Raw genomic sequence first — 20399 nt, 5'->3', positions numbered from 1 at the left:
TAGGGCATATAAAAAAGCCACTCATTATTGAGCGACTTTGTTTGCTTTCCGTATTGCTATCTCCATAATCCCTTGCCATATTTCAGCCTTTGATAATGCATCTTTAACTTTTGGATCATCCTGTTTAAACCCTTTTACATTTTCTAGGCCAAATTCATCTTTGCTTGGCAGAAAATCAAATCTGTAAATAGGGGAGGAGAAATCATCGAGCTTTAATTTTAAATCAATTTTTTTGAAGTACTTTGTTTCTGTCTTATTAGAAGATAACCCACCAACTAATGCTCCAATACTTCCTGCTGCTAACCCACCAACAACAGCACCGGCTATTTGACTTCCTTTGGACACTTTTGTAACTGTGTTATCATCAATTGAAACCTCAGCTTCAATGATTTTTTCAAAGGGTATAATTTTTTCTTCTAGCTCTCCATTTTGATTGAACATATGGATTGCAAATTTATCTTCTGGTTCAACCAATGTAAGTTTTGTTGTTTTATCTGGATTTAAAATGCCCTTGTACTGAGCAGGGAAGTTCCCGGCAGTTTCAATTTCAACCAACTTTTTTTTCTCAATTTCTTTCTGTTTGTCTGTTCCAAAGTCTCCAATTATAAAAAAAGCAGCAATGATCAATAAAATAACTATTGCCCAGATCATCCAACCACCACCAGTATTATTTTCCTACATTATATCATGATTTCCAAAAGGTTAGAACCAGCAAAGGGGAGGGTCACTTTCCTTTTTCGGACTTAATCTGCTCGAGTAACTCTTTAAAATATGTTGCAGTAATAACAATATCCCTATCCTTTCGTACAATGAAAAGTAGGAGAAGGCAAATGGATGTTGCGATTAGAATATACCAAAGCAAATTAAAACTAAACATAATTCTGAGAGATAGTAAGCATGTTCCTATGAGCACACTTCCAACTGTCCACATTTTTGTATGATCGAAGGATGCTTCAATTCGAGTCATACGAGAAATAGCTAAAGTTAAATCTGATGGATTAAGTGATTTCAGGATTTGAAATTTGCGTTTTTGTTCTGAGTAAGGTTCGCCTGAGTGGGGGAATTCCTTTTGTATATATTTGATTAGGTCACGACTATCCATCTGTACTAAATTGTGTTTAAGTATGGTCTTATTCATATTTTTCACCTCTCCATATTATCGTCAAATATGGAAATAAGTTTAAGGTTTTATCCATAAGCAAAACCCCTCAATCGAAGGATTTTGATTCTGCATAAAAGAGGGATTTCATAAAGAATGTCGCTAAAGCAAATCAATTGATATGTCTCCCAACAAGCTTTTCTTAATCTTTCCGTATTCAAGTTTACCGGTGTTTGCATTGTAAACAAGAACTTTACCGTCACTGATCTTGGATTCATCAATCTGTTTAGACCCGAATTGATTCTTATCTGCTTTAGTATCAAGCAGCCTAGTTAATTCAGCTACAGCTTCGTTCAATTCATTAATTTGCTGTTGCATATTCTCAATTGAACTTTGGTGAGGATTGAAGAGACTCATAATGTTTACGAGAAGATTTGATTCTTTTCTTCTTTAAAATCACGAAGGTCGTAATGCTTAATTGTTGTAGACACGTCATTATGCTGTGCAACATATTTACTCACGAGCTCAATCTTAATTTTCTTGACTTCAAGAAGGTAAGTAATACAGGAGGCCTTAAAGAGGTGAGGGTTAATGCGGCGACCGAGGATATCAGAAAGAACATCAGAACAAAAATAGTCAGCCCAACCCTCTGACATTTGTCTTGGTTGGCCACCGTACTGTGTAGTAAATAGATATTCATGGTCATATCCCCGTTGTTCATGCCAAAGCTTCAAATATTCCAGAGCTTCTGTGTTAATCATGTAGTCGAGGGGTTTTCCTTCGCCTTTTCCTTTTCCGAGAACTTTGTGAGCCATGACATAAGATTGGCCTTCAGGTATCTCATAATTCAGGATTTCGGTTTTAAACTGAATGATTTCAGCTCTTCTGGCACCTACATTAAAGGCAGTAGCTAACCAAGCCATCCCCAAATAGTTTTTATCTTCTTCAAGCACTTTCATCATTGTTCTGTATTCATCGTAAGTAACCTTTACTTTTTCATACGTGGTTGTTTTAGGGATGGCAGGGAGACCTCTTGTAAAGTTCCTGAATGATTTGTAATTATCGTCATCTTCAGCAACAACATTTTCAATGTAGTTATTTAAAGAAGATACTCCAGCCTTTTTTAAAGCTATTCCACTTGAAGACATCCCTCTATTTTTCAGGAAGCTTTGATATCTGATGAAATCCCTTTTAGATATTTTGTAAAGCTTCTTCCCATTCAAGGAATTGTGCACCCACCAGAAGAACTGACGAAGAGAGGAGTTGTATTGCTTCCTGGTTTTATCTCGGAATGAGTGGGCGTCAAGAAACTCTTGAGTTAAGCTTCTATGCTCGTCATCAACCTGACCCCACATTTCATCCGTGACTTCGGGCAACTTTTCGGCTCTAGAGCGCATCATGTTTTGTTTTATTTCTCTGGCCATTAATACACCACCGTTATTCTGTTTTAATACCACTTGTATATAAATCTTTTTTCATAGCAGCAACCAATCGCCCATCTTTTAACGATTCAGCGGTATTCTTCATAAATGGGCGAGGTTTTCCATAACCATAACCGTATTTATCTGGATACGTATATCCTTGACCAGTCTCAACAACCGTGGCAACATCCTTACCGTTGTCTTCACGAGTATTGTCTAATGAAATTCCGTTAGATTCGTTTTGAATGACGAAGGAGTCCTTCAAAAGAGACGTACGTTCATATGCAAGAGGGTCGTATGTGTCATATACATCAGATTGCACATGCTCTTGACCCGTTTTAATCATCGTATTTTTTGTGCTGGATTGCTTTTGAACGGCTTGCTTTGCGGCAAATTCAATTAGTGCTGCTATTTCTTTTATGTTCTTGGCCATTATTCAGCCTCTTGTTCATTTTCAATCTCTTCGACCTTATTAAGGATAAGATCATTTATTTCTTCTTGAGATATGTTTGACAGTTTGTCTAAATTCTCTTGCATCATCTTTGTTGCTTCTCTAAATTTCTTCATGCTTTCTTCAGGGAAACTACTAATAATCAATGGGAAAAATTCAGAGTCCACAAGCTTAACAAACCACTTTACTTTGTTTTTGATATCACTTGGAATACCCAAGTCTGTAAATTCTTTAATTAATGAAAAGAATCCCCATTGAACAGGATTAATATCTTCAAACTTAATTCCAGCTTCTTTTGCCTCTTCTTGATCCGTAATTAATTCAGTAAGCATTTTGGTTAAGCGGGTAGGGGAGAAGTAAGGGTAAATATAAACATGAACGTCATCAGTAAGTTGCACTCGTTCTTTCTCGTCATATTTGCTTACACTTTCTTCGATCAACCCAAGATTTAATTTTTTCGATGCCATCTCATTTCCTCCTTATATATCCTCTGAACTCATTAAAAAAGACACCTCAAAAGGGGAGAGGTGTCTAAATAAAACTTGTATTTTATTTATAATCTTCTTTTAGAACTTTTTCTGTATAAGCTGGATTATTTGTAAATAGTCCATCAACTTTCAATTTCAGCATTTTGGAAGTGAATGTTCTTTCTTTATCAGTATCAAAAAACACATGTACTTTCATATTGTTTTTGTGGACTATCTTAACAAAATCTTTATCAACCAATTTGGCATTAGGGCCAACAACGTTAGAATACCTCTTAATTTCATTTAGCTTTGAATTGCTCATATTCTTAACGTCTTTATCTTTTAAAAGTTGAACAAGAGGAACATCGCTGTTAAGCTTATGTAATTTCTTTAGACTTTTGTCACTGAATGATTCTAGAACAACTTTGTTATTAGCGATTAGGTTATTTTTAGAGAGTGTGTCAATTAACTTTTTCTCCATTACCAATTTGCCTTTGTTGTTTGTTCTAGTCTCGATATAATAATTTGTTGTTTGTCCAAACTTTTTAATGATTTCTTCAATCGTTAAGATCTTTTGTCCTTTTCTAGTATGTAGCTTTTTAATCTGATCTAATGTAAGATCTTCAACTTCTCCTTTACCGTTTGTGGTTCGATCAACAGTCTTGTCATGGTTTGCAACTAGATGACCGTCTTTGGTTTGTCGTAAATCAATTTCAATGTAGTCTGCTTTGTCTTTTATTGCTCGTTCATAGGAGAGTAGGGTATGTTCTGGCTCAATTTCCGATGCACCTCTGTGTGCTATCATTAGCGGCTCGTATTTTTTACTGCTTTCTTTCGCATAGCCTAAAGCTGATGAATCAACTTCGTTAAATGAACACCCTCCTAGCATGACTAAAGCAACGGTTAATGTTATAAAATTTAGTATTTTCATAACCTAAAATTATCATATTTAGGTAGTTGGTTCAATATATTTCTTTCCAACAATTTCTTCGTACTGTTCTGGTGTAATTTTGCCTTTGACTACAGCTTGCGCTACACGATATTCATCCCATACACCATTACCATCGTTGTAATAATCTTTTATAAGTTCATACCAATTCATTTAAAGTACACCGTCCATCATTAGTTGATATGTTAAGTCACTTAATTGTTTTTTAACCTTTTCTACTTCCGATGGCTCGGGATCAAGTGGTTTTAAACTGTCAATGTATTCTTCTGATGCAGACTCCACCCACTTTTTTGTTTTAGGGCTGAACTTTGGAATATAAAGACCATCAGAAGGAGCAATTGGTGTGCAATTATTGGGAAGCGGACTACCGTCTTCAAGTACAACAGGGGATTCGTAAATATAATTTTCGTCATATTTGTATACTTGCATCATAATATTCTCCCTACACGGCTTTAAAACTAAAGCCTAAACTAATGTAATCATTGGGCTTGGAGGTATTTGAGCTATTTTCTATAATAACTTTTCCGTCAGTGTCAATAAGCGCTCTGTGAGTTTGCGGTACACCTGACATTCCTGATTGGGAAGCCACACCGACCCACTGAAATGCTCTTCCAGGTCTGTAGCCTTCAGGTAAGGTGAATGCAGCCACTCCAAAACCAATCGTTCCTTTTGCTATAGCGCCCTCTACAAAAACAGTTCCTGTTGCATCCTTTGTGTATCGAGTTTTAAACACTGTTTGATCTGTAGAGTTAGCATCTGTGTAATTAACCCATCCATTCTGTAAAGTAGGAGTGTACCATGTCATTGAGGAAAGCTTGGTATCAGTATAGGTTTTAGCTGAGTTGAGTGCGCCAGTAGCCCTTGCTTGTGCTCCGTCAGTCGTTTCATGTGTTTGCCACGAACCCCAAGTTAAATCGCTTTTTCTAAATCGGAAATAAGTATGTGTTCCGTAATATGCTTCTAAAGCAAATTGCGCTACTGTGTCACCGTAATCCATGACAACCAAATAGACATTGGACAAGTTAGCAGGGGAATGGAGTCCCTGGTTGGCGATTAAATAGAACCCTGTTGCAATCAAATCGTTGTACTCTGTTTTTTCGGAGCTCCCTTTGTAGATAATGTTTCCATCATCGGCAGTGAGTTTGAAGAGTTGAGCAGCGTTCCATTTATCTCGATCAAATTTGTTAATATGAACACTAGTGTCATTCAGATGATTATCAAAGTCACTTTTAGTAGCTTGTTTTACATTGTCTACATTCCCAAGCCCAACCTGTTCAGCAGTAACCTTATGTGGGTTTGATTGATCGTCAGTATGTTCAGCTAATAAAGACTTTGTCCTTTCATCGGAGCTGTTCCAATAACTGCGCTCATCCTTTGTGATATGTCGATCGAGGTCTGCATCGTGAGCGTCAAAGTCAGTCTTCGCTGCTTGTTGAACATTATCAACCTTAGACAAGCCAACTTGGCTTTTAGTAACTGAATGGGGATTTTCCTTATCGTCAAGATGACTATCAAAATCTACTTTTGTGGCTTGCTCTTCATTTATTACATTTGATAATCCGACTTGTTCTTTAGTGACATGATGTGGATTCTCATTGTTTTGAATATGCATTTTTAAATCGAAATTCTGCTTCTCCATGAACTCATCAACTTTGTCATTCAAGCGTTTTTCATGATTTGACATATGAGCTTCAGTTCTGAAAAATTGATCTTTAAGATTATTAATTTGCTCGTTATTTTGTTTGAGCTGACCTACAAATTTACTATCACTCATTAACTCACCGCAATTCCTTTAATCGTTACATCTCCATTTACAGAAACAACCTCAACCATGAATTTGAAAAGCCCCGCAATATCAAAATCCCAGTTTTCATTTGTATTCAATGTGCCCGTACCTAATTGAAAATCAGTTTTGTTTGTTCCAGCAATTTCTGTCTTTTCGCCATTTTCATCTACAGCAAAGAATTTTATTTCTCTTGAAGTTGAGGAACCAGAGATCTTAACAGTAATATCCCGATAATGTGATACTACAAATTCTTCACCTTCAGACGGGGCAGTTGTTGCTTCGTGGAATGTAAAGGTTGCTTTATCTGGAATGGTTTTTAAAATATATTCATCGGTTTCTGTCAACAACTCCACCTCCTAAGTCTGTTTAAAAACTGACTTTTATTTAAAAAGGAGAGGGGAAGGATCCCCTCAAATTATTTAGCTTCAAATACTCTTACGTCTCTGTCAGTACCATCATTAATCACATAGACATAAAGTGTTTTACCAGCGGCGACAGGAACTGAAAAAGGTTTGTCACCGGCGGTCAATGGGATACCCGTATCAGCAGTTACAGTTGAGTTCCCAATGTAAACCGTGCCTTCTGCGGGAGGATAAATAGTAAGTGCTGTTCTATCAGTGATACCTGCGGTAACTTTTTGGGCTGTTGAAGTAACAGTGAATTTATCCGTTTTAAAAGAGGAGAAACCGGGATCTCTTTCATTTAAGCTCACCGAAGGGGATTGTACTTGGATCCCTTTGATAGCATCCAAACCAGCTTGAGGGAAGTCAACTTGCAGAGGCTTTTCTTGTGATTTGAGATGAATGTCAGTTACTAAACCACCGTTTCCATCATCTCTAGCTGAAGATTTTACGCCATCGAAATCATTAAGTTTTGCTGCCATTAAAAATCACTCCTGTAAAATTAATTGCCAACGTCTACGGATTTAGTTTGAGTTTCTGTATCAGGGTCAGGATCTGGAGTGGCTACATTATCATCTCTGCTCGCTTCAATAACAACAGCCATTTCGTCTGTGTCAGTGTCGGCCAGTGCTTCAAATTTAATTTCTGGAGCTAATGCATTACCGTTTTCGAGAGACATTTCAAACTCACCTGAAGGGGATACGTTAGGGAATTGAATATAGATATCGCTATAGACCTCTTCGGTATCAGGGTTATACGCAATTGTACGGTACTCAACTTCATATCGCTCAGAGAATTTACTTGCTTTAATAGCGAGCCGTCTGCCGATTTTGTTAATCTGATATACGGCTGTTAATTTCTCTTTTGTACCAGCAAATCCAGTAGGGATTAAATACGTGCCATCTGTAGATACAGGCGTCTTATAAGTTAATCCTTTTTTGTTGAAGAAGGTTACATCACTTACCGGTTTACCTTTCAGAGTAACCGCATTTTTGTCATCAACAATTAGACCATGTTCACGGTCAAATACCTGAACTTTAGCTTCTTCTTCAATTGTTTCTCCTTGTGTCATTGCCAACCATTCAAGGTCGAAAAATGCATTCTTGACGGTAAGATTGATTTCTTTTTCAGACTTCAAGATGTAAAGTGGTTTATTCCCGATACCACCACGAAGTTTTTCTTCGGAGATGGCTTGGGAGAATGAAGCTGTTTGTGCTTCTGCTGTGAATACAAGCTGACCATCAGATTTTCTTCTGAAATAAACATCAGCTGTATCTTGAATAACTGTTTTCATCTATAGATTTCCTCCTTAAAATAAAAAAGAACAGCTTTTAGCTGCCCTTAAAACCTTTGGTCTCTTTCATAAACTTATCTCGGCTTATGTAATGTTTCTCTTCCTCAAATAAGTCAATGTGTTTATCCCAGTTCACAATGTTTTTACCTGCTTCTGGTGAAACTGTAGCAAAGAGGGTAGAAGTGTCATATTGCTTGAATTGAGCAATCCGGTGATAAGTCATATAAAGTTGAAACAGGGTCATGTCATTAATGTCTTTATAAAGATAGCCTGTATAAGTCGACACTGTGCTAATGATATCTGCCATATCAACTGGATCAACATCTTGACTCTTGACTCTTTTGCTTCGCTCATTAGCTTTTTGAATCTCAGGATTGGAGCTTATTTTTTCTTCCTTCAAACAGCACATTTTTAATACCAGTTCTCTAATGGAATCGAAGTTGTCTGGGGTAAGCTTATCCAGTATTTCTTCTCCATTGAACATTTTAGAAAACACTGTGCTGTAGGCTTCTTGAAAATTAGGAAGGGTACCCGAAATTTCATAAAGAGTCATTTTTTTTAATTCAGCAACAAGCTCATCAAGTTCCCCGAAACGATTAACATCTTCTTTGCTATAAACGTAAATGATCTCTTTTTTGGACATTTTGATTAGCCTTAAATAATTGGCTAACTGACCGTACTCTTTAACTTTAATGAATCTGCATTCACCAAGTTCTGTAGAGATAGGTTCTCCAGTAATGAAAAACTCCATATCAATCATTTCATAGCTCCGAAAGTGAATATCAATTTGTATCCCAAGTACCCTTCAGGCGCATTTGATATGAGCAACCTTGTGTATTTAATATTTTTACCGATACCAGCAAAATTTTGATTGAAGAGCATGTCACAAATACGATCAGTAATTTTCAGGTTCCTAAATTCAGTCTCTTCATAAGTGTTAATGTGTGTATAAACATCAATCATCAAGTCTTGATCTAGCAGCATCACACTTTGGGTTGAGGGTTTAGGGATTCCATTGCCAAGATAAACACAAAGTCTGCATACTGGTTGATCGGTTAAATCATCAGTTTTGGGAGCACGTTTAATTATTGAGCTTAATATTGATGGGGAATCATCAACTGGATCATAATAATTTTCCAACGTCTGAACGTCAGGGAGAGAAGAGGAGAGAGGGTCATCCTTATAATATAAAAGACGATTCAATTCTGAATCATTCATAATAGTTCTGAATACAGTTGTCATATGTTCGACCATCATACTCATTCGCTATCACCTCCAACTTTCTTTTTGGCTATAAGTCTAATTGTTCCAGTGTTTCCATAAACCTTGGAATAGTCTATATCATCAACACGGAATTCCTCGCCATAAAAAGAAAGAAAAAGACCCTTCTTTAATTTTTCATGTTTTAAAAAGGGGATGGTAACGTGTGCCTGTCCCTCAGGAAGATTTATGGCCATCTCTGATCCAATTGTTGAGGTTGTTCGTTCTAAAACACACGGGATGTCAACCTTCTCACCAGGTACTTTAATCTTTATCGGTCTCCCTGTAACTTCATCAATCTTCCCAGAATCAATTAGTTCATCAGAAGATGTTAGACTAATTGATGAATTACAAAGCCGCATAGTAGCACTGTCATTCATTTTGTTATCGGTAGGACGTGAATTAACTAGCCAGTAACTACTGTCATACAAAATCAAGTCTCCACGATTCAATAAGCCTAAAACTGTAAGGACTTTTTTTGTTTCGCTGTCCTGAGTGGTTTGAATTATTACCTGTTCAGGTTTGCCATTCAATTCAATATCGTAAGTTTCAGGTGAATTTGCTAAGATTTCCTTGAAGATTTCATACTTGTTTGAATTAAACTCTTCGTTTTCCCAGCCACTCAAATAATTTGAAGAAGAGGTTAGATACCAATCTATAGACATCTAATCACCTCAATCAAAATTATTCACTTTCAGTTTGCTCATCTTTTTTTCAATCTCATCGACAAGATCTTCATAGGATCTATTAACCTGAGCTTTAGTATTGGATAAACCTGTCAATTGGATATCTCTTCCTACAATGTTGTTTAATTTTAGAGCCCTATCACGATATCTTCCTAAATAATCTTTGTACATGAGTCTTCCTAAAATTTGAATTTGAGCAGAGGAGAGGGGTTCTTTAAAATCTTTTGTTTCTTTATCAAAACCCAGTTCAGTTAAATCTGTTTCATATTCACCAATAGCGTTCTTGAAAAACTGATACTCAAGTCCATCTGGTAGTATTTCATTTGACTGAAACTTTGAATGGAAAACGTTTATGATTTCATCATAGGTAGTCAAGATTTAACCCCCTTATGATTGAGTGTCAAATTTAAATCCAGTGTATTCTTCAATGAACTTAATCTTAGCGTAGTCATTAATCTTTTCTTTTTTAGCCACATCAAACAGCTGAGCTTTTTCAGACTCAAGTAAAATTTCTTTTTGAACATTTTCTTCGAAGGCTTTTTGTGTTTTATACCCCAAGATTTGTTTAATTCGTTCTACAGTAACAATTTCTTGCTTGTCATCTTTATCTTCAGTCTCGAAACCTAAGTGCACACGGGTTTCTTTGTCATCGATATAGATTTTGGCGTGGGTACCTTGCCCGTCAGTTCCGGTAAACAGTGAGGTATTGTCATAAACTTGGGATTGCACTTCTCCAGCTGTAATCTGTCTAATCCCATTGGCTGGCAATCTGAAGTCTCCGTGAGTGTCAATCTTTCGGAAATATAAATCCCATGGACATAAATTTTTAATTGTGATCTTTTTATCTAAATTAAAAGACATGTAATCCCTCCAAAAATAAAAGGAGGGACACAGCCCTCCTAGATTTTAAATTGTTTAAATTTGTGGCAATTCATATTTGGTGTCTCTGATGAGACCAATTTGATGCTCTTGTCCTTTGGCTACACCAGCTCCAATTTCCATATCAAAACGAGTGATCTCAGTTCCAGTGATGATGTCGTTACCATTCATTGAAGTAAGTCCGCCTTTTTGGAATACTTGAAGAGGAGACTTTTTGCCTTGAGGAATGAAGAAGAGAAGACCTTCAGGAAGATATGTTTTGAAGTTATCGCCGGCTTTGTTTAATTCAGTAAGATTATAAGAGTTAGGCAATTCTACAACAGAAGAACCTTTATAAGTGTTAAGCAATCCGGTTCTTCGGATTTCATCCATTACAGATTGAGGGAGCTTAGTGCTTGAAGCATCTCCGGCTACAGCCTGGAATCCTGCAAAGTCATTTAACTGAGAAACAACAGAAAAGTCACCAACAATAGAAGGTTGTCCAAATCGGCGAATCTTTGTGATTATATCGTCTACAGATGATTTGGTGATGTTTTCAGTTTCAGCAAAGTATTTAACGCCTGTTGCATTTTTAATTGCATTGAACATTTCATTTACTACATAGTACATTGCTTTGTTCATCATATCTGTTTGAACTTGCTCCATGCCTTCAGCTACTTTATCGAGGTTTCCACTTTGAATCTCCCGATAGTTAACAGCATAACCAGAAGAAATGGTTTGTGTTCCAATTGGGTATTCGCTCCAAGTTGTAGTAGCAAATGGTACGTCACCACGGGATGCTTGGAATTGGCTTCGGATGGATTCATGAGCGTATGTTGTCATCAGTGGTTGCTGATCATAGCCAATATTTCTAAACGTGCCCATAAAATCAAATAGCTTAATTGCTGAAATAAGTTTAGGCTCAATAGCATAACGCACAATTGTGTTGATCTCAGCTTTAGCTACAGGGTTGCCCATTAGAGCTTTGGAGGCTAGTTCCTTCACATGGGTCATAGCGGCATCGGCTTTTGCACCAAATTTGGAAAGATCTTGACCCGTTGCAGCTGCAGAAAAGATTTCCACAAGAGGGGATTTAGCATTCAATTTAGCATTTGCATAATGGTTTGAGTCTTTTTGAACATTGTTTAATTCAACTGTAAACATTAATAATTACCTCCAGAATATTAATTAAGCCTGTACTGTTAGGTACAAACCTTTTCCGCCAAATGTATTTTTCTCTAAGACTTTTAGAGATACTTTAAACTCTGCAACGTCATCTCCAGCTTTAACCCATTTACCTGTTTTGTCCGCAGCAGGAACCAATACGTCATCTTTAACAAGCGCATCATAATCAACTACCACGTCTGAGCTGAGTTCAATGGGCAGTCCTTTTAAGTCTGCTAAATTAAAAGCAAGGACATATTCACCTTTTAAAACTTTGAAGTCGGCTTTATGACGGATTTCAGGTTTATCAATAATGTTTCCAACCACATACACATCACCTTTTGCAGTTGAAGATGCGCCTGGAGGGAATGCATTACCAGATGAATCGTTAGGAATTACGACTAGACCAGGGACTAAATCGACACTAGCCTTGCAACGTGGATTATTTCGTACTTGTTTATAAGCACCAATTGTTCCGAATTTGAACATTGAGTATTCCTCCTAAATTTTATAAAAGTGTTATTTTATCTTAATAAAGATCATCAATTGTCACTGAACCTTGTTGCCCAGAATCACGAACGTCTGAATAAATATCGAAATTTTTGCTATTAGTCTCAGAGGCTTGTTTCTTTGAGCGTTCAGCGATGAAGGATCGAGCGATTGCTGAGTTGATTTCAGAAATAATTTCGTTTTTAAGCTCGATAGAAGGAGACTTAGAGAACATTTCAATTTTCTCTTTTGCGACATCCTTTTCTTCAGGAGAATATTCCTTTAAAGCTTGGTTAAGCTCTCCTTGCATCTTTTCGGCTACCGCCTTGTTTTTGAATTCCTTTAGGGAATTAAGCTCTTCATCTGCCTTGGCTTTTTCATCCTTGGCTTTTTGCGCTTCTTTTTCTTTTGCATCAGCCTTAGCTTTTTCATCCTTTGCAGCTTTAACAGCAGCATTCAGTTCTTCAGTTTTTTGCTTTAAGTCCTCAGTAAGTTTCTCAACTTTTTGATTTAACTCTCCAATTTCTTTATTCTTATTATCAAGTTTGTTGTTTAACTCAAGGACTACTTCTTCTTGAGATTTTGACATTAAATTATCCTCCTTTTGGTTACTGTTTAATTCAAGTAAAATGGCAGCGTCATCTGCAGGATCGATACCTAAAATTGCATCACCTGTAAAGTCAAACTTCATAGGTATACGTCCTTGCTCTTTCCAGCCACCTTCATATTCAATTGCATCTGAACCTTCCACAGCTGCTATCTCAACCGAGGTTTCAGGGAAATCACCATCAAACATTTTTGATTTTAACCATTGAACAAATTTAGGGTAGCGCTGGTTGTATAGGAAGCCTTCAGCTATTAACACTCTTTTTGGCTCACCATTAACATCTATAGTATCAATGTAAGCATTGGTGGTCGTACCAACCACAGCGCTGTTTTCAAAGAGCGGGGTACCGTCCTTGACTTCTGTTAACCCGTGTCCGAATGGCTCACTGTTTTCATCATCCAAGAACTCTGCGCAAATTGGCATTAACTTGATTGATTCAAGGTTAGCGTTTATGTATTTCTCCAGCCAGGTAATGCCATTCTTGTTAAACTGAGTATTGTTTTCATGAATTTCAAGAACGACCCACTTGATGTATGTCTGACCACTGGTTTTCTTCTGATTGTTAATTTCTAAAATCGTGCTTTTCAAATACTAATCACCTCCTCTCAAGAGCCAGAAGGCGTTCCGTTACTGTTATTTGTCTTCGATTTAATCGTGTTTTCATTTTTCGGATCGTCGATCTCAGGTGCGCCGGCTGACTTGTCGCTATTCTTACTCATTGTGAAAGAGGTCGCATGAACAGGGAACTTTTCATCAAAACCTTCGTCTTTTTCATATTCCATTAGGGATAAGTAAGCATCAGGATTCCATCCAGTCGCGGCTATCCAAGCAATAAGGCTACCTCGACCACTTGTATAAAGATCTTTCATGTTTTGGACTTTTTCTTTCCTGTTAACGTGAGTAAGAGGGAGGTAATAAACCTCAATATAAGAGCGAGGATCTTTGATGATATTGGCGTTTATCACCTTGTTAAACTCACTTTGAATTTGTTCTAACCAGGAGAATATTTGGGAAGAAACCATCTCGATATTGGTTTGTTGAGAAGAGTAGTTACCATCTTGCCCGTTGAGAGCAGAACCGGCAAATCCTAAATTTGTAGTAATTCGCTTAATGAGCTCGTCTTCACCTTTAACCTTCAAGAAATCCACATTGGTTTCTAACTTGTCTAATTTTGTTCCCGAAGCCAAGGAGAAGAACTTAACACCTTTAACGCTTCCTTTAGCAACTAATGCTTTTTTTATATTCTCATGCTGCTGTTCCTGTTGCTTCTGAGATAATGCAGATTTACCTTTTTGATCACCTTCAGGGAAAGTCTGATAAATTAAAGTGCTGTTGAGCTCATCTAAAATGTTCCGTTTAGTGTCAACAAAGTATTCATCATAAACCATATCAATAAATGCAGATAAACCGATTGGGCGTCCCCATTGATCTTCAATGTCGCTGCTTCCTTTAACAGCAATGGTCTTATTGTTATCAAGAACTAGCCATTTTCGATTTTGATCTTTCTTATAAGCCCTATAGCCTTGTCTAATTTCTTCTGGCCATCGTCTAAGCTTGAGCGATCTTCCGTTACTTGTGAACTTGTCAAAATAGGAGACATCAAAAGCTAACTGATAAGAGGAGTTTTTCCTGCCTATAATTTTGCAATAATCGAGAGGAAGGGGGAGAACGGAACAATTAAAGTCGTCAATAGCATTTGATTCAGTTATTGATCCGATCTCATTGTCACTTAGAGTAGTGGGGAAGGAATCATTCACCACAGAATCAAAATAATAAAAACCAGTGCCATATTTGCTGAGTTTTCCTAATGCATCCCTGACAGCACTTTTGTCGCCGATTTTTCTTAAAGCCAGGTTGAATCTTTGTTTGTTCGATTTGAAACTATCCACTTTACTTGATCCCAAAATAACTCTGTCTAAAGTAGGAAGGGCAACCATGTAGTCAATAACGTTTCTATACACGCCATTTGCGTTATAAAGCAATTTAGAGGCATCCCTAATCTGTTTATTATAGGCGTTGTGGTCTTTCAGCCATGATTTAACTTTGTCGTAAGAAATGCCGTTAAATAAATCATTAAAAAACAATGAATCAAGCGGTGTTAAATTTGTATTAAACTCATATGATGGCTGTGGTTCAGGTGTAGTCATTATTCACCTCCTCAATTTCTAATTAAAAAAGAATCCAAATGAATACTCATCATCGGATTCTTCCTTTTCTAAAAATAAAGCTATGTAGTAAAGAGCGTAACTCAATGCACTGTACCTATCTTTATCAATACGTTTAACTACTTGTTCAACGCTAATTGAGTTCTGTGTTTTCTTTAACCTTAAGTTGGCTACTTCATCAATTAATAATTGTGTTTGTATACATGTGGCCTCAACCATAATATCGTCGCTAATAACTTTTTTGCTTTTTATTTCTTCATATGGTCTCAATAATTTCAACTTTCCAGACTCAACATAATCTAAGAAAGTGGTAATAATCTTGTCGTTAATCCCTTGAGATTTGAGGTTATAAACAATAGCAGGGGAGTTTGGAACATCTGGTTTCTGATCAGTATTGATTGTTGCCCAGCATCCCAATTCTTCATTCGTTTCTGGATCTGTAACATCTTCAAGAAGTCTATCCACCAGTCCACTTCCGACTCCATTTCCATCCACAATCACAGCTCTAACCCTTGATATAGATAGATCTTCATTACCTCCATAGTTTTTGAAAACCCTTTTAACCATGATCGATTGCTCTTTAAAATTCAGTCCATTTGGTGGTTCGATTATATTTACAACCTGGACTTGCCTAATTGCATTATTTGAGTTGCGAATAATCTTGAGAACAATTATAGCTGTTTTGTTGTTTGACTTTTCACTTGAGCGGGCAACGTCGACCCCGATAACATATTCATTTAATAAGAAATTCTTATTCTTATCTCTAGGACAAGCTAGTTCTGGGTTTGTAATTGTCCTTGCTTTGATCAACTTGCTAATGTTGATAAGTGCCCCATCACTCGCTCCAACCCATTTAGATTCATAGTTCATTGCAAAAGCAGTCGATGAGGTTGTAGGATCATTTTTCTTCGCAAGTATCTGAGTCCGTGTTTCACCTCTGCCAAAGTGACAAGGCAATTCCCAGCTTGCTCCTAGAACAATTTTCCCTTTTAAATCAGCCATTTCATCAAGCATGTTCAGAATCCTGTTGAATTCGTCTGATCCTCGATAGCCTGACGTTGTTAGGTAATTAATCATTCCGTTCAATTCAAAAGGGTTTACTGTAGCAAGCTTGCCAATTGTTCTTCTGGGTACGTTTACTACTGGTTCAAGTACATCTTTAAATAGCTCGTTATTTAAGAGAGCTGATTCTTCAACATTTAGCCTTCTTCTACGCTGTCCTTTTGTAGACTGTGCATTTGCCAGCACAGAATAAACTCCTCCAGAAGAAAACTTAACCTCAACAGAGTCTTTAGTAAAAGAAGGTCTACCAGCTAATTCATTTTTCATTAAAGGAAACCACTTCATAATTTCATTGTGTTTCTCTTCACTGATTGAAGCTGCATTTTCTCTTGTTTGTGCTGACATGGCTATCGTGATATCAGGAAACCAAATAGCAGTATGGTAAATTGACATTAACTCGAGCATTGTTTTCCCAAATCCACGAGGAAAAACTCCATATGTACTTACAAAACGACTCATACATCTTAGGAAAACCCTTTGATCTAAATCTAGTCTCATGCCGCCTTTTTCTGGCTTAATTAAGTCGTACCATAAATCAGGAAACCATCTTGCCCATTGAACAAATTCAATCCATTTATCTAAATTTCTCTCAAAAGTATCAACCTTATTTTGATTTGCTTGGACAGGGGAGTTAAATTCAGGGTCGCTGTCCAATCTTGAACTTTGTTTGGTGTATTTAAAATTATCTTTTTGGAAGTTCTTTCTCGAAGCCATTATTATAACTCCCGCATTGAAGGATCGTTATCTAATTCCTGTTTCTCATAATCTGATCTACGTTCTTCATAGAAGTTGTAGATATCTTTATAATCAGCAGGTGGAAGACCTTTTAAGTCCCGAACATAATTTAAATAGCACCATAATACTACATCTGGCTTATCTTTCGGCTGAGAAACAAACTTCGGTAAAATAGGGATAATGTCAACTTTCTCTTCAACCATTCTCGCCAGTTGTCCAAATCCATCCAAACCTTGCGATAAATCAGCTTTACTCATTTGAGAAGGTTTTAATTTCCCAGCTTCAGCTGTATCTTTTGCCATTGCAGCCCAGTCTTTAGCTTGTTTAAAATCTCCTTTTGCTTTAGCAAGGGTCTCATATACCTTATTTACGCAGTATTCTCGTAAGCACTCTTCGTGCATTGTGGTGAGTAACTGAAAAGAGGGTTTTAGTTGAAGGAATTTCTTTTCGAAGAGGAGGTAGTCGTCATCGGGATAGCCATATCCGTATTTTTCTTTAAGTTTCTCTAGGTAGTCTGAGTCAATGTCTTGAGACGTTTGGCTCTCTTCTTCATTAGCTGTTACATTTGTTTTATCTTCTTTTGTAAATATACTGTCTTTGTAACCAGTACCGTTAAATTGCTTCAATGAATTAGCCATTGTCATATAAGCGCTAAATGTATCTGTTTTTCTCTTTTCAGCTTGTTCCCAATACAAAGGATCAAATTTAACATCGATCTGTTGTAAGACTGTATATATTGACTCAATATTGTTGTAATCAATGTTTTTCTTCAAGCAAGTCTTGCAAATAGGGACTTTTCCAGTCTTCTCATACAGACTGCTTCGTGAATTATAGAACCCTGACTCTTTGTCCTTTTCTTTCTGACAAGCAGCACAGATCAATTTTTCCTTTTCTTTGGCTTTTCTAGGCATTCATACACCTCCAATATAATTTTTAAAAACACGTTTTATAAAACGCCCAGCAATAGAGAAGTGGGGAGACTTCAATCATCACTGGGCGCTCTTAAAATGTGTTTTTAATTACATAGACAATTTATAATCAAATCGCATCCCCCTAGTAGAGGACGTCTTCTTCAAAAAAGTTATCTCAATTTCCTCTGTAATTATCTGAGCTTGATCTCGACTTATATTGCATCTTACTATAGTTGATTCAGGTACAATATATGCTTTGAAAAATTCAAAAAGCAAACCAGGTTCACCAAGAATCAATAGCTTAGGTTTATCTTTCTGACTGTTTAAGGGGGTATCACCTTTAGATGACCCAAATGCCGGTGAATAATTAACTGCTCCTTGTGAAACAACAACGGAAGGTTCTTTTATACTAATTCCAGGCATTGAACATTTTCCGATAGTTGCTCTTTGCTCAAGACCCATTTTTTCATGCAATTTATCTAAGACAGTTCTAATCTCAAAATCACATTTATAACCAGATTCTCTTAATTTAATAAGCTGTTCAAAATGCTTGTTTAAGTATTTAAAATCTTCATTCGTCATTTTTCGTCTTCATCCTCAATATTTTTTGTATTACTTTAATAAACCTTCAATAGCTCCTAGGCTCACAACTGTCTCATAAGGTGAATAGTGTTTTGCTGCCACACTCATGTTTCTTAAATCATCTATGACAATTCTTTTATTTATAAAAGCTTCTCTATGAGTCTCAATAACATATTTAGGATCAGCAAATGGCTTACTTACAGTATTACAAGTCACTTCTTCATAAACAGCAGGAATTGAATCCAACAGATACTTATAATCACACAGCTCTTTCATTAATTGTTCTTTGTTAATATTTCCTGTTCCATCTTCAATGATTTCCTTCCAGAAAGACTCGTAAACATCTTTGTGATCAGCCACTTACACTGCTCCAATCTGAATAAAATTAAAGTTTTAAATCAATTAACAATCAAATTTACTAAAGTGTTTTTGCTTTCATGGGACAGGTTGTCCCAATGTTCTGCTAATATTTCAATAAATTCGTTGGCAGACATAGAATCATTCCTTTTACTTTTCATTTTTAAAGCGAATTATGTATGTAGCCTCAATACCAGCATCATCAAAAACCATAAATTTTTGAGAAGGTTTTGTTCCGAACCGACCTTGCATAGCATAATCATCCGCACCGACAAGCGCTCCATTTACTACAACTGTTGTGCTGCCATACTCTTTTTCATAATTGTGATGAATATGACCGCCGAATATGTAAGAAGGGATGTAACCAAGTAATTGGGGCAATCGTGTTACACACTGATCAACACGATCGTAGTGGCCGTGCACAAACACGACTTCCTGATTGTTGATTTTAGCGGGGATGAATCCGTCTTGCTCAGGTTCAATTGAGATGTTCTTTATATTCTTCAATCTGGCTTCAAGATACCAATTAATGAGGTATTCAAAGTTTTCTTTGATCCCCACATCATTCTTAGAAGGGGAGAGGCGACCGTGATTGCCTGCAACGTTATAGAACTTAACCTCTTGAAACTCACTAGCCAACATAGCTAACACCTCAGCAAGCGTTTCAGATACATATTTAATTTGTTCTACAGCATCTTCATTGGCCTGAACTCTTGTAGACACATGAATTAGGCCTCCGATTAAATCACCGAGATTTGCTACATGAAGTGTGGAAATGTGATTCTGCTTACCATACTCAATCACTTTGTTGGTGAGATGTTCTACACGCTCATTAAAGATTTCTTTATTGAATTTATTAATGCGGTTGTCAATTTCCATTCCGAAGTGCCAATCACTGAATAGAGCAAGTCCATGTTTTTCAGTAATAGCAGGTGATGGGAAGGTGAAGCGAAGGGGTCTTTTTGACTCTAGAGATGCAATAGCTTGAACAACATCATCTTTAATTTTTTCAAATCGTGCTTGATTGGCAATGAACTTGCGGTATTCTCTTTTTTGATCTCGTGCTTTGATTGTTTGTTTTTCGGTTTCAATGCGAATTTCTTCATGTTTTTGTTGAACTTCTTTGTTCATATTCTTTGAGATGAAGTAATCGTGCCAGCGTTCATACTGTTTAAAGTCTTTACGCCATTTGCTTTCATCATAGTTGGTTCCTTGATCCTTATTTAAAAGGGATGCAATTGTTTTTGTGTCAATGTGATAAGTGTCTTTGTTTTTGAAAAGTCTAATATGATAATCAGTAAATGATTCGTCTTTTTCACGATGCAAAACAGGATCTAAAATAGCTGTCATTCAGTCACCACCTACTCATTGATTTGTGGAAGTTCGTCTTCTTCGGTAATAGAAATTTTCACTTTCCGACCATCAAATGATTTTAAGATTGAATTTAGATCATAACGCTCGATGTCTGTTTTTGTTTCTTCTTCAATAATTCCATCAATGTAAGTATAGTTACCTTTTAAATTTACTGTATGAACTTTCTTAGCCAAATTTAATTCCTCCAATATGTGTTTTATTTACGTACAATAAGCTCCTTCGGAAGCCCGATGATCCGAAGCATCGGTAACGTCCGAAAAGGGGATATAAAGGAGATGAAA

The 20399-nt window shown here is 36.7% G+C and carries 27 protein-coding genes; all 27 read right to left on the bottom strand.

What is annotated here, in order from left to right; translation table 11 throughout:
• Positions 1-24: 24 nt before the first annotated feature.
• Positions 25-651: a hypothetical protein gene (locus NQS30_RS11870; RefSeq protein WP_095353061.1), complete on the bottom strand. Its 627-nt coding sequence runs from the start codon at positions 649-651 to the stop codon at positions 25-27.
• A 610-nt stretch (positions 652-1261) separates the two neighbouring features.
• The gene (locus tag NQS30_RS11865) at positions 1262-1477 is read right to left on the bottom strand and encodes a hypothetical protein (protein ID WP_218791657.1); all 216 of its coding nucleotides are present in this window, start codon (positions 1475-1477) and stop codon (positions 1262-1264) included.
• A gap of 44 nt (positions 1478-1521) precedes the next feature.
• The gene (locus NQS30_RS11860; protein ID WP_014472041.1) at positions 1522-2523 is read right to left on the bottom strand and encodes a tyrosine-type recombinase/integrase; all 1002 of its coding nucleotides are present in this window, start codon (positions 2521-2523) and stop codon (positions 1522-1524) included.
• Between the two features lie 13 nt (positions 2524-2536).
• On the bottom strand, positions 2537-2953 hold the full coding sequence (locus NQS30_RS11855; protein ID WP_218791658.1) for a hypothetical protein: 417 nt from the start codon (positions 2951-2953) through the stop codon (positions 2537-2539).
• The gene (locus tag NQS30_RS11850; protein WP_218791659.1) at positions 2953-3438 is read right to left on the bottom strand and encodes a hypothetical protein; all 486 of its coding nucleotides are present in this window, start codon (positions 3436-3438) and stop codon (positions 2953-2955) included. The genes NQS30_RS11855 and NQS30_RS11850 overlap by 1 nt, the downstream gene beginning before the upstream one ends.
• Before the next feature lie 82 nt (positions 3439-3520).
• A complete protein-coding gene (locus NQS30_RS11845) occupies positions 3521-4369 on the bottom strand; it encodes a glycerophosphodiester phosphodiesterase family protein (RefSeq protein ID WP_218791660.1) in 849 nt (282 codons plus the stop codon).
• Between the two features lie 18 nt (positions 4370-4387).
• Complete coding sequence (locus tag NQS30_RS11840) at positions 4388-4540, bottom strand: XkdX family protein (RefSeq protein WP_014470095.1); 153 nt, start codon at positions 4538-4540, stop codon at positions 4388-4390.
• A complete protein-coding gene (locus NQS30_RS11835; protein WP_122504348.1) occupies positions 4541-4816 on the bottom strand; it encodes a hypothetical protein in 276 nt (91 codons plus the stop codon).
• Positions 4817-4829: 13 nt separating this feature from the next.
• The gene (locus NQS30_RS11830) at positions 4830-6161 is read right to left on the bottom strand and encodes a pyocin knob domain-containing protein (protein WP_122504347.1); all 1332 of its coding nucleotides are present in this window, start codon (positions 6159-6161) and stop codon (positions 4830-4832) included.
• Positions 6161-6517 carry a hypothetical protein gene (locus NQS30_RS11825; RefSeq protein WP_122504346.1) on the bottom strand — a complete coding sequence of 119 codons (357 nt, stop codon included), beginning with the start codon at positions 6515-6517 and terminating at the stop codon, positions 6161-6163. Before NQS30_RS11825 ends, NQS30_RS11830 begins: the two co-directional genes overlap by 1 nt.
• 71 nt (positions 6518-6588) lie before the next feature.
• Positions 6589-7056, bottom strand: coding sequence for a hypothetical protein (locus tag NQS30_RS11820; protein WP_218791661.1), 468 nt, complete (start codon positions 7054-7056; stop codon positions 6589-6591).
• A gap of 20 nt (positions 7057-7076) precedes the next feature.
• The gene (locus NQS30_RS11815) at positions 7077-7868 is read right to left on the bottom strand and encodes a hypothetical protein (protein WP_218791662.1); all 792 of its coding nucleotides are present in this window, start codon (positions 7866-7868) and stop codon (positions 7077-7079) included.
• A 37-nt stretch (positions 7869-7905) separates the two neighbouring features.
• Entirely contained in the window at positions 7906-8628 is a 723-nt protein-coding gene (locus tag NQS30_RS11810) for a hypothetical protein (RefSeq protein WP_199022546.1), read from the bottom strand.
• On the bottom strand, positions 8625-9131 hold the full coding sequence (locus NQS30_RS11805) for a hypothetical protein (RefSeq protein ID WP_095353075.1): 507 nt from the start codon (positions 9129-9131) through the stop codon (positions 8625-8627). The genes NQS30_RS11810 and NQS30_RS11805 overlap by 4 nt, the downstream gene beginning before the upstream one ends.
• Positions 9128-9793 carry a hypothetical protein gene (locus NQS30_RS11800; protein ID WP_095353076.1) on the bottom strand — a complete coding sequence of 222 codons (666 nt, stop codon included), beginning with the start codon at positions 9791-9793 and terminating at the stop codon, positions 9128-9130. The genes NQS30_RS11805 and NQS30_RS11800 overlap by 4 nt, the downstream gene beginning before the upstream one ends.
• Positions 9794-9802: 9 nt before the next feature.
• Positions 9803-10189 carry a hypothetical protein gene (locus NQS30_RS11795; protein WP_095353077.1) on the bottom strand — a complete coding sequence of 129 codons (387 nt, stop codon included), beginning with the start codon at positions 10187-10189 and terminating at the stop codon, positions 9803-9805.
• A gap of 12 nt (positions 10190-10201) precedes the next feature.
• On the bottom strand, positions 10202-10675 hold the full coding sequence (locus NQS30_RS11790) for a hypothetical protein (RefSeq protein ID WP_047474205.1): 474 nt from the start codon (positions 10673-10675) through the stop codon (positions 10202-10204).
• A 54-nt stretch (positions 10676-10729) separates the two neighbouring features.
• A complete protein-coding gene (locus NQS30_RS11785) occupies positions 10730-11836 on the bottom strand; it encodes a hypothetical protein (protein WP_218791663.1) in 1107 nt (368 codons plus the stop codon).
• Between the two features lie 24 nt (positions 11837-11860).
• Positions 11861-12325 (bottom strand): hypothetical protein, encoded by a 465-nt coding sequence (locus NQS30_RS11780; RefSeq protein WP_218791664.1) that lies wholly within the window; start codon positions 12323-12325, stop codon positions 11861-11863.
• A gap of 40 nt (positions 12326-12365) precedes the next feature.
• Complete coding sequence (locus NQS30_RS11775) at positions 12366-13520, bottom strand: hypothetical protein (protein ID WP_218791665.1); 1155 nt, start codon at positions 13518-13520, stop codon at positions 12366-12368.
• Positions 13521-13537: 17 nt separating this feature from the next.
• Entirely contained in the window at positions 13538-15079 is a 1542-nt protein-coding gene (locus NQS30_RS11770) for a hypothetical protein (RefSeq protein WP_218791666.1), read from the bottom strand.
• Positions 15080-15097: 18 nt separating this feature from the next.
• Positions 15098-16873, bottom strand: coding sequence for a hypothetical protein (locus tag NQS30_RS11765; RefSeq protein WP_217492945.1), 1776 nt, complete (start codon positions 16871-16873; stop codon positions 15098-15100).
• 2 nt (positions 16874-16875) lie between these two features.
• Positions 16876-17805, bottom strand: a complete 930-nt coding sequence (locus NQS30_RS11760; RefSeq protein WP_218791667.1) for a hypothetical protein — start codon at positions 17803-17805, stop codon at positions 16876-16878.
• Positions 17806-17913: 108 nt separating this feature from the next.
• On the bottom strand, positions 17914-18387 hold the full coding sequence (locus NQS30_RS11755) for a hypothetical protein (RefSeq protein WP_218791668.1): 474 nt from the start codon (positions 18385-18387) through the stop codon (positions 17914-17916).
• A 30-nt stretch (positions 18388-18417) separates the two neighbouring features.
• Positions 18418-18747 carry a hypothetical protein gene (locus NQS30_RS11750; RefSeq protein ID WP_218791669.1) on the bottom strand — a complete coding sequence of 110 codons (330 nt, stop codon included), beginning with the start codon at positions 18745-18747 and terminating at the stop codon, positions 18418-18420.
• A gap of 147 nt (positions 18748-18894) precedes the next feature.
• Positions 18895-20094, bottom strand: coding sequence for a metallophosphoesterase family protein (locus tag NQS30_RS11745; protein ID WP_122504339.1), 1200 nt, complete (start codon positions 20092-20094; stop codon positions 18895-18897).
• An 11-nt stretch (positions 20095-20105) separates the two neighbouring features.
• A complete protein-coding gene (locus NQS30_RS11740; RefSeq protein WP_019712268.1) occupies positions 20106-20291 on the bottom strand; it encodes a YonK family protein in 186 nt (61 codons plus the stop codon).
• Between the last annotated feature and the right edge of the window lie 108 nt (positions 20292-20399).

Source organism: Bacillus sp. B1(2022), from assembly GCF_040259625.1.
In the GTDB taxonomy this organism is placed as follows: domain Bacteria; phylum Bacillota; class Bacilli; order Bacillales; family Bacillaceae; genus Bacillus; species Bacillus velezensis.
This window is presented reverse-complemented; position numbering and strand designations above follow the sequence as displayed.

Excerpts from the sequence above, each read along its gene's own strand:
- NQS30_RS11800 (WP_095353076.1), bottom strand. The coding sequence starts at position 9,793 with ATGTCTATAGATTGGTATCTAACCTCTTCTTCAAATTATTTGAGTGGC.
- NQS30_RS11835 (WP_122504348.1), bottom strand. The coding sequence starts at position 4,816 with ATGCAAGTATACAAATATGACGAAAATTATATTTACGAATCCCCTGTT.
- NQS30_RS11860 (WP_014472041.1), bottom strand. The coding sequence starts at position 2,523 with ATGGCCAGAGAAATAAAACAAAACATGATGCGCTCTAGAGCCGAAAAG.
- NQS30_RS11840 (WP_014470095.1), bottom strand. The coding sequence starts at position 4,540 with ATGAATTGGTATGAACTTATAAAAGATTATTACAACGATGGTAATGGT.
- NQS30_RS11845 (WP_218791660.1), bottom strand. The coding sequence starts at position 4,369 with ATGAAAATACTAAATTTTATAACATTAACCGTTGCTTTAGTCATGCTA.
- NQS30_RS11785 (WP_218791663.1), bottom strand. The coding sequence starts at position 11,836 with ATGTTTACAGTTGAATTAAACAATGTTCAAAAAGACTCAAACCATTAT.
- NQS30_RS11790 (WP_047474205.1), bottom strand. The coding sequence starts at position 10,675 with ATGTCTTTTAATTTAGATAAAAAGATCACAATTAAAAATTTATGTCCA.
- NQS30_RS11755 (WP_218791668.1), bottom strand. The coding sequence starts at position 18,387 with ATGACGAATGAAGATTTTAAATACTTAAACAAGCATTTTGAACAGCTT.
- NQS30_RS11870 (WP_095353061.1), bottom strand. The coding sequence starts at position 651 with ATGATCTGGGCAATAGTTATTTTATTGATCATTGCTGCTTTTTTTATA.
- NQS30_RS11815 (WP_218791662.1), bottom strand. The coding sequence starts at position 7,868 with ATGAAAACAGTTATTCAAGATACAGCTGATGTTTATTTCAGAAGAAAA.
- NQS30_RS11765 (WP_217492945.1), bottom strand. The coding sequence starts at position 16,873 with ATGGCTTCGAGAAAGAACTTCCAAAAAGATAATTTTAAATACACCAAA.
- NQS30_RS11855 (WP_218791658.1), bottom strand. The coding sequence starts at position 2,953 with ATGGCCAAGAACATAAAAGAAATAGCAGCACTAATTGAATTTGCCGCA.
- NQS30_RS11865 (WP_218791657.1), bottom strand. The coding sequence starts at position 1,477 with ATGCAACAGCAAATTAATGAATTGAACGAAGCTGTAGCTGAATTAACT.
- NQS30_RS11745 (WP_122504339.1), bottom strand. The coding sequence starts at position 20,094 with ATGACAGCTATTTTAGATCCTGTTTTGCATCGTGAAAAAGACGAATCA.
- NQS30_RS11780 (WP_218791664.1), bottom strand. The coding sequence starts at position 12,325 with ATGTTCAAATTCGGAACAATTGGTGCTTATAAACAAGTACGAAATAAT.
- NQS30_RS11760 (WP_218791667.1), bottom strand. The coding sequence starts at position 17,805 with ATGCCTAGAAAAGCCAAAGAAAAGGAAAAATTGATCTGTGCTGCTTGT.
- NQS30_RS11770 (WP_218791666.1), bottom strand. The coding sequence starts at position 15,079 with ATGACTACACCTGAACCACAGCCATCATATGAGTTTAATACAAATTTA.
- NQS30_RS11830 (WP_122504347.1), bottom strand. The coding sequence starts at position 6,161 with ATGAGTGATAGTAAATTTGTAGGTCAGCTCAAACAAAATAACGAGCAA.
- NQS30_RS11850 (WP_218791659.1), bottom strand. The coding sequence starts at position 3,438 with ATGGCATCGAAAAAATTAAATCTTGGGTTGATCGAAGAAAGTGTAAGC.
- NQS30_RS11810 (WP_199022546.1), bottom strand. The coding sequence starts at position 8,628 with ATGATTGATATGGAGTTTTTCATTACTGGAGAACCTATCTCTACAGAA.
- NQS30_RS11820 (WP_218791661.1), bottom strand. The coding sequence starts at position 7,056 with ATGGCAGCAAAACTTAATGATTTCGATGGCGTAAAATCTTCAGCTAGA.
- NQS30_RS11805 (WP_095353075.1), bottom strand. The coding sequence starts at position 9,131 with ATGAGTATGATGGTCGAACATATGACAACTGTATTCAGAACTATTATG.